At 56.0% G+C, this 15957-nt stretch carries 17 protein-coding genes; 13 read left to right on the top strand and 4 right to left on the bottom strand.

From position 1 onward, the window contains the following. Positions 1 to 104: 104 nt before the first annotated feature. Both ACDO57_RS17740 and ACDO57_RS17735 read left to right on the top strand, forming a co-directional pair. Positions 105 to 863 carry a M48 family metallopeptidase gene (locus ACDO57_RS17740; protein ID WP_021242066.1) on the top strand — a complete coding sequence of 253 codons (759 nt, stop codon included), beginning with the start codon at positions 105 to 107 and terminating at the stop codon, positions 861 to 863. Positions 864 to 1072: 209 nt separating this feature from the next. Further along, positions 1073 to 2341 carry an OprD family outer membrane porin gene (locus tag ACDO57_RS17735; protein WP_370884340.1) on the top strand — a complete coding sequence of 423 codons (1269 nt, stop codon included), beginning with the start codon at positions 1073 to 1075 and terminating at the stop codon, positions 2339 to 2341. Positions 2342 to 2392: 51 nt separating this feature from the next. Here ACDO57_RS17735 and speB read toward each other — a convergent pair whose 3' ends face one another. The 3 genes from speB to yqgB all read right to left on the bottom strand — a co-directional run bounded on the left by speB (position 2393) and on the right by yqgB (position 5640). Further along, positions 2393 to 3313, bottom strand: coding sequence for an agmatinase (gene speB, locus ACDO57_RS17730; protein WP_008499737.1), 921 nt, complete (start codon positions 3311 to 3313; stop codon positions 2393 to 2395). A 210-nt stretch (positions 3314 to 3523) separates the two neighbouring features. After that, on the bottom strand, positions 3524 to 5500 hold the full coding sequence (gene speA / locus ACDO57_RS17725) for a biosynthetic arginine decarboxylase (protein ID WP_024906561.1): 1977 nt from the start codon (positions 5498 to 5500) through the stop codon (positions 3524 to 3526). An 8-nt stretch (positions 5501 to 5508) separates the two neighbouring features. Beyond that, positions 5509 to 5640, bottom strand: a complete 132-nt coding sequence (gene yqgB / locus ACDO57_RS17720; RefSeq protein WP_127312443.1) for an acid stress response protein YqgB — start codon at positions 5638 to 5640, stop codon at positions 5509 to 5511. A gap of 663 nt (positions 5641 to 6303) precedes the next feature. On the opposite strand from yqgB, the gene metK reads away from it, so the two are divergent. The 8 genes from metK to ruvX all read left to right on the top strand — a co-directional run bounded on the left by metK (position 6304) and on the right by ruvX (position 13363). After that, the gene (gene metK / locus ACDO57_RS17715; protein WP_010435443.1) at positions 6304 to 7458 is read left to right on the top strand and encodes a methionine adenosyltransferase; all 1155 of its coding nucleotides are present in this window, start codon (positions 6304 to 6306) and stop codon (positions 7456 to 7458) included. A gap of 335 nt (positions 7459 to 7793) precedes the next feature. Next, entirely contained in the window at positions 7794 to 9191 is a 1398-nt protein-coding gene (galP, locus tag ACDO57_RS17710; protein ID WP_048991665.1) for a galactose/proton symporter, read from the top strand. Between the two features lie 58 nt (positions 9192 to 9249). Continuing rightward, positions 9250 to 9747: a SprT family zinc-dependent metalloprotease gene (locus ACDO57_RS17705; protein ID WP_032650144.1), complete on the top strand. Its 498-nt coding sequence runs from the start codon at positions 9250 to 9252 to the stop codon at positions 9745 to 9747. Between the two features lie 94 nt (positions 9748 to 9841). Beyond that, positions 9842 to 10549: a deoxyribonuclease I gene (gene endA, locus ACDO57_RS17700; RefSeq protein ID WP_248272393.1), complete on the top strand. Its 708-nt coding sequence runs from the start codon at positions 9842 to 9844 to the stop codon at positions 10547 to 10549. A 51-nt stretch (positions 10550 to 10600) separates the two neighbouring features. Next, positions 10601 to 11332, top strand: a complete 732-nt coding sequence (gene rsmE / locus ACDO57_RS17695) for a 16S rRNA (uracil(1498)-N(3))-methyltransferase (protein WP_024906558.1) — start codon at positions 10601 to 10603, stop codon at positions 11330 to 11332. 19 nt (positions 11333 to 11351) lie between these two features. Then, a complete protein-coding gene (gene gshB, locus ACDO57_RS17690) occupies positions 11352 to 12299 on the top strand; it encodes a glutathione synthase (RefSeq protein WP_061714498.1) in 948 nt (315 codons plus the stop codon). Between the two features lie 87 nt (positions 12300 to 12386). Next, positions 12387 to 12947, top strand: a complete 561-nt coding sequence (locus ACDO57_RS17685) for a YqgE/AlgH family protein (RefSeq protein ID WP_032645077.1) — start codon at positions 12387 to 12389, stop codon at positions 12945 to 12947. Next, positions 12947 to 13363 (top strand): Holliday junction resolvase RuvX, encoded by a 417-nt coding sequence (ruvX, locus tag ACDO57_RS17680; protein ID WP_235402081.1) that lies wholly within the window; start codon positions 12947 to 12949, stop codon positions 13361 to 13363. Before ACDO57_RS17685 ends, ruvX begins: the two co-directional genes overlap by 1 nt. 10 nt (positions 13364 to 13373) lie before the next feature. Here the strand turns inward: ruvX and ACDO57_RS17675 are convergent, their stop codons facing one another. Beyond that, on the bottom strand, positions 13374 to 14354 hold the full coding sequence (locus ACDO57_RS17675) for a type IV pilus twitching motility protein PilT (RefSeq protein ID WP_370884339.1): 981 nt from the start codon (positions 14352 to 14354) through the stop codon (positions 13374 to 13376). Between the two features lie 17 nt (positions 14355 to 14371). On the opposite strand from ACDO57_RS17675, the gene ACDO57_RS17670 reads away from it, so the two are divergent. From ACDO57_RS17670 to yggU, 3 genes are read left to right on the top strand one after another with little or no spacing between them, the layout of a single operon-like run. Continuing rightward, positions 14372 to 15073 carry a YggS family pyridoxal phosphate-dependent enzyme gene (locus tag ACDO57_RS17670; RefSeq protein WP_335244817.1) on the top strand — a complete coding sequence of 234 codons (702 nt, stop codon included), beginning with the start codon at positions 14372 to 14374 and terminating at the stop codon, positions 15071 to 15073. Positions 15074 to 15094: 21 nt separating this feature from the next. Next, entirely contained in the window at positions 15095 to 15661 is a 567-nt protein-coding gene (locus tag ACDO57_RS17665; RefSeq protein ID WP_010435467.1) for a YggT family protein, read from the top strand. Next, on the top strand, positions 15658 to 15954 hold the full coding sequence (gene yggU / locus ACDO57_RS17660; RefSeq protein WP_023309131.1) for a DUF167 family protein YggU: 297 nt from the start codon (positions 15658 to 15660) through the stop codon (positions 15952 to 15954). The genes ACDO57_RS17665 and yggU overlap by 4 nt, the downstream gene beginning before the upstream one ends. The last annotated feature ends 3 nt before the right edge of the window (positions 15955 to 15957 follow it).

Below are 15957 nucleotides of genomic sequence, written 5' to 3'. Positions count from 1 at the left end.
CTCGCCCGGCTCTGTCGATATTCCTTATACTTAGCCCGACACCGGCTTCGCTGACGGTGCACTTTTCGGATTTTATTCAGATTAACGAGTACGGAAGCAACCTCATGAAAATGCGTGCAATAGTGCTGGCCCTGGGTACAACGCTCCTGCTGAGCGGCTGTCAGAATATGGATTCTAACGGTCTGATGACGTCAGGCGCAGAGGCCTTTCAGGCCTATTCCCTGAGCGATGCGCAGGTGAAAGCGCTGAGCGACCAGGCCTGTAAAGATATGGACGGAAAAGCCACGCTTGCGCCGGCTAACAGTACCTACACGCAGCGTCTGAATAAGATTGCTTCTGCGCTGGGCGACAACATCAACGGCCAGCCGGTGAACTACAAGGTGTACATGGCGAAAGACGTGAACGCCTTCGCGATGGCGAACGGCTGCATCCGCGTCTATAGCGGGCTGATGGACATGATGACCGACAACGAAGTGGAAGCGGTCATCGGCCATGAAATGGGCCACGTTGCCCTGGGCCACGTGAAGAAAGGGATGCAGGTTGCTTTAGGCACTAACGCCATCCGCGCTGCGGCGGCCTCAGCGGGCGGTATCGTTGGCAGCCTGTCGCAGTCGCAGCTTGGCGACGTGGGTGAAAAGCTGGTTAACTCCCAGTTCTCCCAGCGTCAGGAGTCCGAAGCGGATGATTACTCCTACGATCTGTTGCGCAAACGCGGCATTAATCCATCAGGTTTAGCCACCAGCTTTGAAAAACTGGCCAAACTGGAAGCGGGACGTCAAAGCTCCATGTTTGACGATCACCCTGCCTCAGAAGAGCGCGCACAGCATATTCGCGACCGCATGGCCGCAGACGGAATTAAATAATTTTACCGGGAGGCATATTTGCCTCCCTTTTATTTCGCATGAATTGTTAACTTAACAGCACGTATCGATAACACCCCTGAAAGCCCCGCCAAATCAACGTTATCATATTGAAATGTCTGGTCACATAATTATTGCAAAGGTCACTTTTTCCGGTAATTATCACCCCGCAGTTATTCAAATTAATATATCCAGACAGAGACGTTCCCTCCGTGAAAAAAGAATTATCATTAATTGCTTTAATTTTATTTGCCGCATTACCTGCCGCTGCAAGCCAGCAATCCGACAGCCAGGGTTTTATTGACGACAGCCATCTGGATCTGTTTTTACGCAATGCCTATATCAGCCGCGACTACCATCAGGGCCAGCAGGACAAAGCCGAATGGGGTCAGGGGATCATCGCCACGTTTGCATCCGGCTATACCGAAGGGCTGGTGGGCTTTGGTGTGGACGGTATTGCTCAATACGGCGTGCGCCTGGACGGCGGCCGGGGCAAAAGCGGCGCAGGCGGCATCGACTTCTTTAAACAGGAAGATGATGGCCGGGCAAAATCCGATCTGGCAAAGTTTGGCGCTACCGCCAAAATGCGCATATCGAACACCGTGCTGAGCTACGGGAATCAGCGTCCTGAGCTGCCTATCATCAATGCCGACAGCTCCCGTCTGCTGTTTGAAAGCTACACCGGCGCTATGTTGACCTCAAAAGAGATCGACGGTCTGGAAATCAACGCCGGTTACTTCACCGACGAGCAGCGTAAAAGCGATGACCGCCACGACAGCGGGCTGAAGAGCCTCTCCTTCGGCGGCGCAAGCTACCAGTTCAACGACCAGTTCAGCGGCGCGCTTTACGCTTCTCATAATGAAGAGGTGATGAACAAGCAGTATCTGGGCCTGAACTTCAAACAGCCGTTCAGCACCGGGCAGCAGCTGGTGCTCGACTTCAACGGCTATAATTCCCGTCTGGACCAGGGTTACGCTGACAGCCTCGACACGGGCCGCAGCAACACCATCTGGAGCCTGGCGGCGAGCTACATCTGGGATATTCACACGTTCAAAGTGGCCTACCAGCAGAGCAGCGGCAGCACCGGCTACAACTATGGCGGCTATCGCGACCAGGGCGGCGTGGGTGACGGCGGTAACACCATCTGGCTGGCGAACTCCTACTGGTCTGATTTTAACGGCGAAGATGAACGTTCCTGGCAGGCATCCTACGGTCTGGACTTTGGCGGCCTTGGTTTACCGGGCCTGAGCTGGACCACCGCCTACGTGCGCGGCGATAACATCAAAACCGCTGAAACCAGCAACGGTAAAGAGCACGAGTGGTTTAACCAGATCCAGTACCAGGTGCAGGATGGCCCGGCGAAGGATCTGAAACTGAAACTGCGCTACTCCGTGCTGCGCGTCTCAAGCGACGCCAGCGACTATAACGTGGGCGGGGACGAAATCCGCGCTTACGTGGAATACCCGTTTAACGTGTTCTAAAGGCAATAAAAAACCTCTCCAGGGAGAGGTTTTTTTCACGCCAGGAGAGGCTTATTCGCCTTTTTTGGCAGCCTGGATGTAGAGCATTTCCAGTGCCAGGGTCGCTGCGGCCAGCGCAGTGATTTCGGACTGGTCATACGCAGGCGCCACTTCCACCACGTCCATCCCGACAATGTTCAGGTCCTTCAGGCCGCGCACCAGCTTGATAGCACGGTCTGAGGTCAGGCCGCCGATCACCGGCGTACCGGTACCCGGTGCAAATGCCGGATCCAGGCAGTCGATGTCGAAGGTCAGATACACAGGCATATCACCCACGATCTGCTTCACCTGCGCGAGAATGTCATCCACGCCACGATCGTTAACCTGACCCGCATCCAGCACGGTGAAACCGTTGTCCTTGTCGAACTCGGTGCGAATACCGATCTGCACGGAGTGGTTCGGGTCGATCAGACCTTCGTTCGGCGCGGTGAAGAACATGGTGCCGTGGTCAAACTCACAGCCGTTCGCGTAGGTGTCGGTATGCGCATCAAAGTGTACCAGCGCCATTTTACCGAAGTGCTTCGCGTGGGCGCGCAGCAGCGGCAGGGTCACGAAGTGGTCGCCGCCGAAGGAGAGCATGCGCTTACCGGCAGCCAGCAGCTTCTCGGCGTGGGCCTGCAGCTTTTCGCTCATCTCACGCGCGTCACCAAAGGCATACACCAGGTCACCGCAGTCCACCACGTTCAGGCGCTCGCGCATGTCGAAGTTCCACGGGAAGCGGTTATGCTCCCAGGCCAGGTTAGTGGAAACCTGACGAATCGCCGCCGGTCCGTGACGACCACCCGCACGGCCAGATGTTGCCATATCGAACGGCACGCCGGTGATCACCCAGTCCGCGTCGCTGTCGTACGGCTGGAAGTTCATCGGAAGGCGTAAAAAACCAAACGCGTTAGATACCAGAGAGTTATCGTACTGATGACCTAAAGTGCTCATGTCCTGACCTCTTTTAAAGTCGATACATTAAAAACAGATGAAAAAAAATCCCCTCCGCGTCGTTAAACCCGACGAGGAAGGGATTGATTCGTAAATCGCTTATTGGGGCGAATTATCGCCGGTAATGCATACGGGTTCAAGTGAGTATAGGGCATTGTGCGGGCTGATGCCCTCATCCCGACCCTCTCCCACCGGGAGAGGGAGGTTTTCCTACTCGTCTTCCAGGTAGGTGTACCCGTACAGACCCGCTTCAAACTCTTCCAGGAACTGCTGCTGCAGCGCATCGTCCAGCCCGGTGTTTTTCACCTGGTCGCGGAACTGCGTCAGCAGGGTTTTCGGATCCAGCTGAACGTATTCCAGCATGTCCGCCACGGTATCCCCTTCGTCAGACAGCTCAACTTCCACGCTGCCGTCAGGGAAGACAAACACGTCAACCGCCTCGGTATCACCGAACAGGTTGTGCATGTTGCCGAGGATCTCCTGATACGCGCCGACCATAAAGAAGCCCAGCATCGGCGGGTTCTCCGGGTCGTACTCCGGCATTGGCATCGTCGTTGCGATACCGTCGCCGTCAACGTAGTGGTCGATAGCACCGTCGGAGTCACAGGTGATGTCCAGCAGCACCGCGCGACGTTCCGGAGCGTGGTTCAGCCCTTCCAGCGGCAGAACCGGGAACAGCTGGTCGATACCCCAGGCATCCGGCATTGACTGGAACAGCGAGAAGTTGACGTAAATCTTATCCGCCATACGCTCCTGCAGCTCGTCGATAATCGGACGGTGCGCACGGTTGCTCGGGTCGAGCTGTTTCTGCACTTCATGGCACATGTTCAGATAGAGCTGCTCCGCCCACGCGCGCTCCTGCAGGCTGAAGGTGCCTGAGGAATACCCCACGTGGATGTCATGCAGGTCCATCTGGCTGTCGTGCAGCCATTCGCGCAGGGAACGACGCGTGCCCGGCTCGTGCATTTCCTGCCAGGTTTCCCACATGCTTTGCAGGGAGCGCGGGGCATCGTCTGCCGGAGGCGTCGCTTCGGTGATTTCGCTACGCTCAACGCCGATGATGTTAGAGACCAGCACCGTATGGTGCGCGGTGACCGCGCGGCCGGATTCGGTGATTACCGTCGGGTGCGGCAGGCCGTTCTCTTCACAGGCATCGCCGATCGCCCAGATGATATTGTTCGCGTATTCGTTCAGGCCGTAGTTCACGGAGCAGTCCGACTGCGAGCGGGTCCCTTCGTAGTCCACGCCCAGGCCGCCGCCCACGTCGAAGCACTGAATGTTCACGCCAAGCTTGTGCAGCTCAACGTAGAACCGCGCGGATTCACGCACGCCGGTGGCGATGTCGCGAATGTTGGCCATCTGCGAGCCGAGGTGGAAGTGCAGCAGCTGAATGCTGTCGAGACGACCGCGCTCGCGCAGGATTTCCACCAGCTGCAGCACCTGGTTCGCCGCCAGGCCGAACTTGGATTTTTCGCCGCCGGAGGACTGCCATTTACCGGAACCCTGTGACGCCAGACGCGCACGCACGCCAAGGCGCGGCACCACGTTCAGACGCTCGGCCTCTTCCAGCACAATGGCGATTTCGGTCATCTTTTCGATAACCAGATAGACCTTGTGGCCCATCTTCTCGCCAATCAGTGCCAGACGAATGTATTCACGGTCTTTATAGCCGTTACAGACGATCACCGAACGGGTCATGCCCGCATGCGCCAGAACCGCCATCAGCTCCGCTTTGGAGCCAGCCTCCAGACCCAGCGGCTCGCCGGAGTGGATCAGGGATTCAATCACGCGGCGGTGCTGGTTTACCTTGATTGGGTAAACCAGGAAGTAGTCGCCTTTATAGCCGTAGGACTCACGCGCGCGCTTGAAGGCGGCGTTAATAGAACGCAGGCGATGTTGCAGGATCTGCGGGAAGCAGAACAGTGCAGGCAAACGCTGGCCCTGAGCTTCACGGGCTTTCACCAGTTTAGCAAGGTCCACGCGCGCTTCAGGGACGTCGGGATCCGGGCAGACGCTGATGTGGCCCAGTTCGTTGACGTCGTAGTAGTTATTGCCCCACCAGGCAATATTGTAAGTGCGCAGCATCTTGCTGGCTTCCTCGGAGCTCATCGCAACCTCCTGCATAGAACGTAGTACACCCTGTTCGCCCGCTGACGAAGGCGAAAAAGAAGACATGTCGTCAGACATAGCGAACCTCAACTCTTTGTATTAAGTGTAAAACAGTTGACTACTATCGCAGCGTTATACGGCGATAACAACCCATAAACGGCTCCGTTTCCCAGCAGAGTATGCTGAAATCCAGACCGTGCGACCGGTTTCTTATTCATATCATTGTAAAACACGTATCCGAACTCTGTATGACAAGGTTCGGCGAAACCACGAGAAAACTCTTGTATTAACAAGAGCGCCCTTGTTCAGTTTTCACAAAGCGTGACCGGCCCTGGAATCCTGAGAAGCGCCGAGATGGGTATAACATCGGCAGGTTTGCAGACTAGAAATGCGGGTTGCGGGAATCAAATACGCGCCAGAACGGCTGCGCTGAATTAGCGGAAAACGATGGTTCATTATCTCGTATCACCTCCACGGCCGCCTCTGCTGAAACGGACCCCAAGCCAAAGCTAAAAGTTCACTGCTTAACCCGGCTGGAAGTGGCGACACGATGAGTTCATCGAGCGCTTATTTTATATGAGCCGCGCGCCGCGTTTTATACCGAGAAGGGGGCTAAAAAGCAAAACAAAAATGCGCGTGTTGCCGGGGCCGTCAGGAATTATTGCCAGCAGCAATTTCAACTGAGTGAGAGGTTAGTCAAAAAAAACTGGAAATCGGGCGAAGAAGTGACCTAAAATAGCCATCCAGATGTTAATCCATCTATACTGATTAACACTCATACTGCCAGTGTCAAAAACCTGCAGGCCTTGGTAGAATTATCTCCTTTGGCTATTCCACACAGCAGCTTGAGCTAACCAAATTCCTCTTAGGTGAAATAAAACATGGCAAAACACCTGTTTACGTCCGAGTCCGTATCAGAAGGACATCCTGATAAAATTGCTGACCAAATCTCCGATGCGGTGCTGGATGCGATCCTGGCGCAGGATCCAAAAGCGCGCGTAGCGTGTGAAACCTATGTCAAAACCGGCATGGTTCTGGTTGGCGGTGAGATTACCACCAGCGCATGGGTTGATATCGAAGAGATCACCCGTAACACGGTGCGTGAGATCGGCTATGTGCATTCTGATATGGGCTTTGATGCCAACTCCTGCGCGGTACTGAGCGCGATTGGCAAACAGTCTCCAGACATCAACCAGGGCGTTGACCGTGCCGATCCGCTGGAACAGGGCGCGGGCGACCAGGGTCTGATGTTCGGCTATGCAACCAACGAAACCGACGTGCTGATGCCAGCACCGGTCACCTACGCACACCGTCTGGTGCAGCGTCAGGCTGAAGTTCGTAAAAACGGCACCCTGCCGTGGCTGCGCCCGGATGCGAAAAGCCAGGTCACTTTCCAGTACGACGACGGCAAAATCGTCGGTATTGACGCGGTAGTGCTTTCTACCCAACACTCCGAAGATATCGATCAGAAATCCCTGCAGGAAGCAGTGATGGAAGAGATCATCAAGCCGGTTCTGCCGACCGAATGGCTGAGCTCTGCGACCAAATTCTTTATCAACCCAACCGGACGCTTCGTTATCGGCGGCCCAATGGGTGACTGCGGTCTGACCGGTCGTAAAATCATCGTTGATACCTACGGCGGCATGGCGCGTCACGGTGGCGGTGCGTTCTCCGGTAAAGATCCGTCTAAAGTTGACCGTTCTGCGGCGTACGCTGCACGTTATGTGGCGAAAAACATCGTTGCCGCCGGCCTGGCTGACCGCTGTGAGATCCAGGTTTCCTACGCTATCGGCGTGGCTGAACCAACCTCCATCATGGTTGAAACCTTCGGTACTGAAAAAGTGCCTTCAGAACAGCTGACGCTGCTGGTGCGCGAGTTCTTCGACCTGCGTCCATACGGCCTGATTCAGATGCTGGATCTGCTGCACCCAATCTACAAAGAAACCGCGGCATACGGTCACTTTGGTCGTGAACATTTCCCATGGGAAAAAACCGACAAAGCCGCCCTGCTGCGTGAAGCTGCCGGTCTGAAGTAATCGACTGACATCGCTTTTAAAAGGCCAGCCTTCGGGCTGGCCTTTTTTTATGTTTGAAACCGATTACACCATGCCAAATATATCCCGCTTTCAGAATAATCTCTTTGCCTGATCGCCTTTCTTCTGCTGTTACATTTCATTTCAGTTAAGTCCGAAATTATAACAAACGCGATGCACATCACCTCGTTTACCTCTATATTTTCAAAGCTTTAATTATTTTTACGGTTCCACGTTAGTGTAACCGATTACACCTATGTGATTAATCTCACATATTTTTACGAGTTGCTCACCTACCCTTTACATCAATAAAACTGATAACCCAACTGGAGGGCATAATGCCTGACAATAAAAAACAGGGGCGTACGTCCAACAAGGCGATGACATTCTTCGTCTGTTTCCTCGCCGCCCTGGCAGGATTACTTTTTGGCCTGGATATCGGCGTGATTGCCGGTGCATTACCTTTCATCACTGACGAGTTCCAGATCAGCGCTCACACCCAGGAATGGGTGGTCAGCTCCATGATGTTTGGCGCTGCCGTCGGGGCCGTCGGCAGCGGCTGGCTCTCCTTCAAGCTCGGGCGTAAAAAGAGCCTGATGATCGGCGCGATCCTGTTCGTTGCCGGTTCACTCTTCTCGGCCGCTGCGCCTAACGTTGAGGTTCTGCTGGTTTCCCGCGTGCTGCTCGGCCTGGCCGTGGGCGTGGCGTCCTATACCGCCCCGCTTTACCTGTCTGAAATCGCGCCGGAGAAAATCCGCGGCAGTATGATTTCGATGTACCAGTTGATGATCACCATCGGTATCCTGGGCGCGTACCTTTCCGATACCGCGTTTAGCTACAGCGGCGCATGGCGCTGGATGCTCGGCGTGATCATCATCCCGGCCATCCTGCTGCTGATTGGCGTCTTCTTCCTGCCGGACAGCCCGCGCTGGTTCGCTGCCAAACGCCGCTTCGTGGATGCTGAACGCGTGCTGCTTCGCCTGCGCGATACCAGTGCGGAGGCAAAAAACGAGCTGGAAGAGATCCGCGAAAGCCTGAAGGTCAAACAGTCCGGCTGGGCGCTGTTTAAAGAGAACAGCAACTTCCGCCGTGCGGTGTTCCTTGGCGTGCTGCTGCAGGTCATGCAGCAGTTCACCGGGATGAACGTCATCATGTACTACGCGCCAAAAATCTTTGAGCTGGCGGGTTATACCAACACCACCGAGCAGATGTGGGGGACCGTCATCGTGGGTCTGACCAACGTGCTGGCGACCTTTATCGCCATCGGTCTGGTGGACCGCTGGGGACGTAAGCCAACCCTGACGCTGGGCTTCCTGGTGATGGCGGCCGGTATGGGCGTCCTCGGTACCATGATGCATGTGGGCATTCACTCCCCAACCGCCCAGTACTTTGCGGTAGGCATGCTGCTGATGTTTATCGTCGGGTTTGCGATGAGCGCCGGTCCGCTGATCTGGGTACTGTGCTCGGAGATTCAGCCGCTGAAAGGGCGTGATTTTGGTATCACCTGCTCTACCGCAACCAACTGGGTTGCCAACATGATCGTCGGCGCAACGTTCCTGACCATGCTCAATACCCTGGGCAACGCGAACACCTTCTGGGTATACGCCGGTCTGAACATCTTCTTTATTGTGCTGACCATCTGGCTGGTTCCAGAAACCAAACACGTTTCGCTGGAACATATTGAACGTAACCTGATGAAAGGTCGTCCTCTGCGCGAAATCGGCGCTCACGACTAATTATCTTGCGGGAGGCGCCTCTTGCGCCTCCCCGCTTCGCGCTTTATGCTCTGCCCCTATGAAAGCACCCCGTCTCCCCATCGCCATTCAGCAGGCCGTTATGCGCAGCCTGCGGGAAAAACTCGCCCAGGCGAACCTGAAGCTCGGTCGCAATTATCCTGAACCCAAACTCGTCTACCAGCAGCGTGGAACCTCGGCCGGTACCGCCTGGCTCGAGTCGTATGAGATCCGCCTTAACCCGGTGCTGATGATGGAAAACCAGCAGGCGTTTATCGAGGAAGTGGTGCCGCACGAGCTGGCACATCTGCTGGTGTGGAAACACTTTGGCCGCGTCGCGCCGCATGGAAAAGAGTGGAAGTGGATGATGGAGGCAGTGCTCGGCGTTCCGGCACGCCGTACCCATCAGTTCGAGCTGGAATCGGTGCGCCGCAATACCTTCCCCTACCGATGCCAGTGTCAGCAGCACCAGCTTACCGTCCGTCGCCATAATCGCGTGGTGCGCGGTGAGGCGACCTACCGCTGCGTCAAATGCGGCGAGCCGCTGGTTGCGGAATAATCATCTGAACTTTCAGGAACTTTCCTGATCTGACTGATTGCATACAGGAACAACATTCGTTACGTTGCGGGCTCGTTTTGACACGGAGTGTAAGATGTCCCGTAATTTTTCTCTCGCGGTCGCCTTTCTGACGACGGCGCTCTCAGGCCATTCTCTGGCCGACGGTATCAACAGTTTTTCCCAGGCCAAGGCCGCAGGCGTGAAGGTCAACGCTGACGTGCCGGGCGATTTCTACTGCGGCTGTAAAATTAACTGGCAGGGTAAAAAAGGGGTCGTTGACCTTGAGTCCTGCGGCTATAAGGTGCGTAAAAACGAAAACCGCGCCAGCCGTATTGAATGGGAGCATGTCGTTCCGGCCTGGCAGTTTGGCCACCAGCGCCAGTGCTGGCAGGATGGCGGACGTAAAAACTGCGCCAAAGATCCGGTGTATCGCCAGATGGAAAGCGATATGCATAACCTGCAGCCTGCCGTGGGTGAAGTGAACGGCGACCGGGGTAATTTCATGTACAGCCAGTGGAACGGTGGCGAAGGCCAGTACGGCCAGTGCGGTATGAAGGTTGATTTTAAAGAGAAAGTCGCCGAGCCCCCTGCCCGCGCGCGCGGCAGCATTGCCCGCACCTACTTCTATATGCGTGACCGTTACGACCTCAACCTTTCCCGCCAGCAGACGCAGCTGTTCAACGCCTGGGACAAGCAGTACCCGGTGACGGAGTGGGAATGCCAGCGCGACGAACGTATCGCCAGAGTCCAGGGGAATCACAACCCTTACGTCCAGCGGGCTTGCCAGGCGCAAAAGAGCTAACCTACACTACGGCAATTCGCTTATATCGCATGACACATGGAATTTCTGACTATGCGCATTCCCCGCATTTACCATCCTGAACTGATTACCGCAGGCCGCGAAATCGCCCTGTCTGATGACGCTGCCAACCACGTTGGCCGCGTGCTGCGCATGGGCGCAGGTCAGGCAATACAGCTGTTCGACGGCTCGAACCAGGTTTTCGACGCGGAAATCACGCGGTCTGATAAAAAAAGCGTACACGTTAACGTCCTGCGTGGCGAAGTGGACGACCGGGAATCACCGCTGCACATTCATCTGGGCCAGGTGATGTCGCGCGGCGAGAAAATGGAGTTCACCATTCAGAAATCCATTGAACTGGGTGTAAGCCTCATTACGCCACTTTTTTCTGAGCGCTGTGGCGTTAAACTGGATGCGGAACGTCTGAACAAAAAGATCCAGCAGTGGCAGAAAATTGCCATTGCGGCTTGCGAACAGAGTGGCCGCAACCGTATTCCGGAGATCCGCCCGGCGATGGATCTGGAGGAGTGGTGTGCAGAAGAGGACAGTGGGCTGAAGCTCAATCTTCATCCGCGCGCCAGCGCCAGCATCAATACGCTGCCCCTGCCCGTTGAGCGCGTACGCCTGCTGATTGGCCCCGAAGGCGGCCTGTCGGCGGACGAAATTGCGATGACGGCACGTTACCAGTTTACTGATATTCTGTTGGGACCTCGCGTTCTGCGCACTGAGACAACGGCACTCACGGCCATTACCGCGCTACAGGTACGGTTTGGCGATCTGGGTTGAAGCATTAACGGAGAAGAACATGATCAAGCTCGGCATCGTGATGGACCCCATCGCAAACATTAACATCAAGAAAGATTCCAGCTTCGCCATGCTGCTGGAAGCGCAGCGTCGCGGCTATGAACTCCACTATATGGAGATGAACGATCTTTACCTGATCAACGGTGAAGCCCGCGCGCGCACCCGCATCGTTAACGTCGAGCAGAACTACGACAAATGGTACGAATTCGGCACCGAGCAGGACATTTCCCTGGCCGATCTCAACGTCATCCTGATGCGTAAAGATCCGCCGTTCGACACCGAATACATCTACTGCACCTATATTCTCGAACGCGCTGAAGAGAAAGGCACGCTGATCGTCAACAAGCCCCAGAGCCTGCGCGACTGTAACGAGAAGCTCTACACCGCCTGGTTCTCTGACCTGACGCCGGAAACCCTGGTGACCCGCAGCAAAGCGCAGCTGAAAGAATTCTGGCAGAAGCACGGCGATATCATCATGAAGCCGCTGGACGGCATGGGCGGCGCATCGATTTTCCGCGTGAAAGAGAGCGACCCAAACATTGGCGTGATTGCCGAAACGCTGACCGAACTGGGCACGCGCTACTGCATGGCGCAGAACTATATTCCAGCGATCAAAGACGGCGACAAACGCGTTCTGGTGGTGGATGGCGAACCGGTTCCTTACTGCCTGGCACGTATCCCGCAGGGTGGCGAAACCCGCGGTAATCTGGCCGCCGGTGGCCGCGGCGAGCCGCGTCCGCTGACCGAAAGCGACTGGGAAATTGCCCGCCGCGTTGGCCCGACGCTGAAAGCCAAAGGTCTGATCTTCGTCGGACTGGATATCATCGGCGATCGTCTTACCGAAGTGAACGTCACCAGCCCGACCTGCATTCGTGAAATTGAGGCGGAATTCCCTGTCTCAATCACCGGCATGCTGATGGACGCTATCGAAAAGCGTTTACAAAAATAACCTAACAATACTATTAGTGACAGCGCCTGAGTTTGTCCCCATACTGGGCGCTGTCGCTTTTTAAACCAGGAAACAGTACCTCTGACAATGAATTTACAGCATCACTTTCTTATTGCCATGCCTGCTCTCCAGGACCCGATTTTTCGCCGCGCCGTGGTTTATATTTGTGAATACAATGAAGACGGCGCGATGGGCATTATCATTAATAAACCGCTGGAAAATCTTCAGGTTGAAGGGATTCTGGACAAGCTGAAAATCCCGGCTGAAGCGCGACTGCCGGAAATCCGGCTTGATAAGCCCGTGATGCTGGGTGGACCTCTTGCAGAAGATCGCGGTTTTATCCTGCATACGCCGCCGGTATTCTCTTCCAGCATTCGCATCTCCGACAAGACCGTTATCACGACCTCGCGTGACGTACTCGAAACGCTGGGCACCGCAGAGCAGCCTTCTGAAGTGCTGGTGGCGCTGGGCTATTCGTCGTGGGAGAAAGGCCAGCTTGAGCAAGAGATCCTCGATAACGCCTGGCTCACCGCCCCTGCGGACATGAATATCCTGTTTAAAACCCCTATCGCCGATCGCTGGCGTGACGCGGCAAAGCTGATTGGCATTGATATCCTGACCATGCCTGGCGTAGCGGGGCACGCCTGATGAGCGGAACGCTTCTTGCCTTCGATTTTGGTACTAAAAGCATTGGCGTCGCCGTGGGGCAGCGCATCACCGGTACCGCGCGTCCGCTTACGGCCCTGAAGGCCAACGACGGCACGCCGGACTGGAACCTCATTGAGCGCCTGCTCAAAGAGTGGCAGCCGGATGACGTGATTGTTGGGCTGCCGCTCAACATGGACGGTACCGAACAGCCGCTGACCGCCCGGGCGCGTAAGTTTGCCAATAAAATCCATGGCCGCTTTGGCGTCTCCGTGAAGCTGCACGACGAGCGTCTGAGCACCGTCGAAGCGCGCTCGGGTCTGTTTGAGCACGGCGGCTTCCGGGCGCTGAACAAAGGCAGCGTGGACTCCGCTTCTGCCGTCATCATCCTCGAAAGCTATTTCGAGCAGGGCTTTTAAGCACAGGGGCCTACAGCCGCCCCTGCGCCCGTCTCTCCGCCAGGCTCTGGTCAAAGTTCTGCATGCCTGCCTGCTGACCGGTTTGAATAATGCCGGGCAGTTGCCACGTTTTCCCTTCACGAATGAGATTCGCCGCCGCTGCGGTGTTCACCAGCAGTTCATACAGCGCGACGCGCCCGCCCTGTAGATCGGGAAGCAGCTTTTGCGCCAGCACCGCCCGCAGGCTGCCGGCCAGCTGGTTACGCACCGGATCTTTCTCCTGCGCCAGGAACGTATCGACCAGCCGTTCAATCGCCTGCGATGCTCCGCGCGTATGCAGGGTCGCCAGCACCAGATGCCCGGTTTCCGCCGCAGTTAGCGCAAGGCGGATCGTTTCGCTGTCGCGCAACTCTCCAAGCAGAATCACGTCCGGATCCTGGCGTAAGGCACTGCGCAGCGCTTCTGCAAATGACGGGCTGTGCTGACCTATCTCCCGCTGCTGGATCAGACAACGTTCGCTCCGGTAGATAAACTCCACCGGATCTTCGAGCGTGAGGATATGGCCATCAGTATGGCGGTTAAGAAAATCGACCATCGCCGCCAGCGTCGTAGATTTACCGCTGCCGGTTGCTCCTGTCACCAGAATCAGTCCGGCGTCATTGGTTAACAGTTCCGGGATTGCCCGCGGCGCGCCCAGCGAAGCGAGCTGCGGGCAGGTACGCGGCAACAGCCGGAGCGTTACAGAGATACCGCTCATCTGCTTAAAGGCACTGCCGCGCAGACGCTGGCCTCCCGCCACCGTCACGGCAAAATCCACCTGCCCGCTGGCCCACCATATCCCCTGCTGCTCATCATTGAGCCACGCTTTTAACAACGCCCCAACGTCGGGAGGAGGAAACGGTGCCGGCTCAAGGCGGCCTGTTCTGCGCCAGCGGGGTGGCGAATCACTGCACAGGTGTAGATCGGAGACGTTATGCTTTACACTAAGGGCCACAATTTCTTCCACATCCATAGACTACTCCTCGGAAAATGAACGATATTGCGCATAACCTGGCACAGGTCCGGGACAAAATCTCAGCCGCTGCAACGCGTTGCGGCCGTGCTTCAGAAGAAATTACCCTGCTTGCAGTCAGCAAAACCAAGCCTGCGAGCGCTATCGCAGAAGCCATTGACGCAGGCCAGCGGGCGTTTGGTGAAAATTACGTGCAGGAAGGCGTGGATAAAATTCGCTACTTCCAGGAACAGGGGAAGACGGATCTGCAGTGGCACTTTATTGGCCCGCTGCAGTCGAACAAAAGCCGTCTGGTGGCAGAGCACTTCGACTGGTGTCACACCATCGACCGTCTGCGTATTGCGACACGTCTGAACGACCAGCGTCCGGCAGAGATGCCAGCGCTTAACGTGCTGATTCAGGTCAACATCAGCGACGAAAACAGCAAGTCCGGCATTGCGCTGAGCGAGTTGGACGCGCTGGCCGCAGAGGTGGCCGAACTGCCGCGCTTAACCCTGCGCGGGCTGATGGCCATTCCGGCGCCTGAGTCAAGTTATGAAAGGCAGTTTGCCGTGGCACAGCAAATGGCTGTAGCATTTGAGGCGCTTAAAGCGCGCTATAACACGGTAGACACGCTTTCTCTGGGCATGTCGGATGATATGGAAGCCGCCATCGCGGCAGGCAGCACTATGGTGCGCATCGGCACGGCAATTTTCGGTGCGCGCGACTACTCAAAATAATAAGGAAACCTGAGGAACGCCATGAAGACGTTGACTTTCCTGCTCTCAACTGTGCTTGAGCTGTATACGATGGCGCTTTTGCTGCGCGTCTGGATGCAGTGGGCCCGCTGTGATTTTTACAATCCGTTCTCGCAGTTTGTCGTGAAAATCACGCAGCCTGTTGTCGGACCATTGCGCCGTATTATCCCGGCCATGGGCCCCATCGACAGTTCGTCTCTGCTGGTGGCGTTTATTCTGAGCGTTATCAAAGCGATCGTGCTGTTTATGGTCATTACCTTCCAGCCGATTATCTGGATTGCTGCGGTCCTGATTCTGGTCAAAACCGTCGGCCTGCTTATTTTCTGGGTGCTGCTGGTGATGGCCATCATGAGCTGGGTCAGCCAGGGGCGTAGCCCGGTGGAGTATGCTTTGATTCAGCTGGCAGAGCCGCTGCTGCGTCCAATCCGTAACCTGCTTCCGTCTATGGGCGGCATCGATTTTTCCCCGATGATCCTGGTTCTGCTGCTCTATGTGGTCAACATGGGGATCGCTGAGCTGTTACAGTCCACGGGCAATATGCTGCTGCCGGGGCTGTGGATGGCGCTATGAGTGCCGTAAGCACCTGCGCTGACGGGCTGGTCTTGCGGCTGTATATTCAGCCAAAAGCCAGCCGTGACGGTATTGTTGGGCTGCATGGCGACGAGTTAAAAGTCGCCATCACCGCCCCGCCGGTTGACGGCCAGGCGAACGCGCATCTGACCAAATATCTGGCAAAACAGTTTCGCGTCGCCAAAAGCCAGGTCATCATTGAAAAAGGTGAACTTGGGCGACATAAACAGGTAAAAATCCTTAATCCGCAATCTATCCCGACGGAAGTCGCGGCTCTGAAAGAACAGGACTAAACC

Source organism: Enterobacter cloacae complex sp. 2015409, assembly GCF_041365315.1.
Classification (GTDB): Bacteria; Pseudomonadota; Gammaproteobacteria; order Enterobacterales; family Enterobacteriaceae; genus Enterobacter; species Enterobacter pseudoroggenkampii.
Note: the sequence above shows the minus strand (reverse complement) of the source record. Positions and strands in the feature narration are given on the sequence as shown.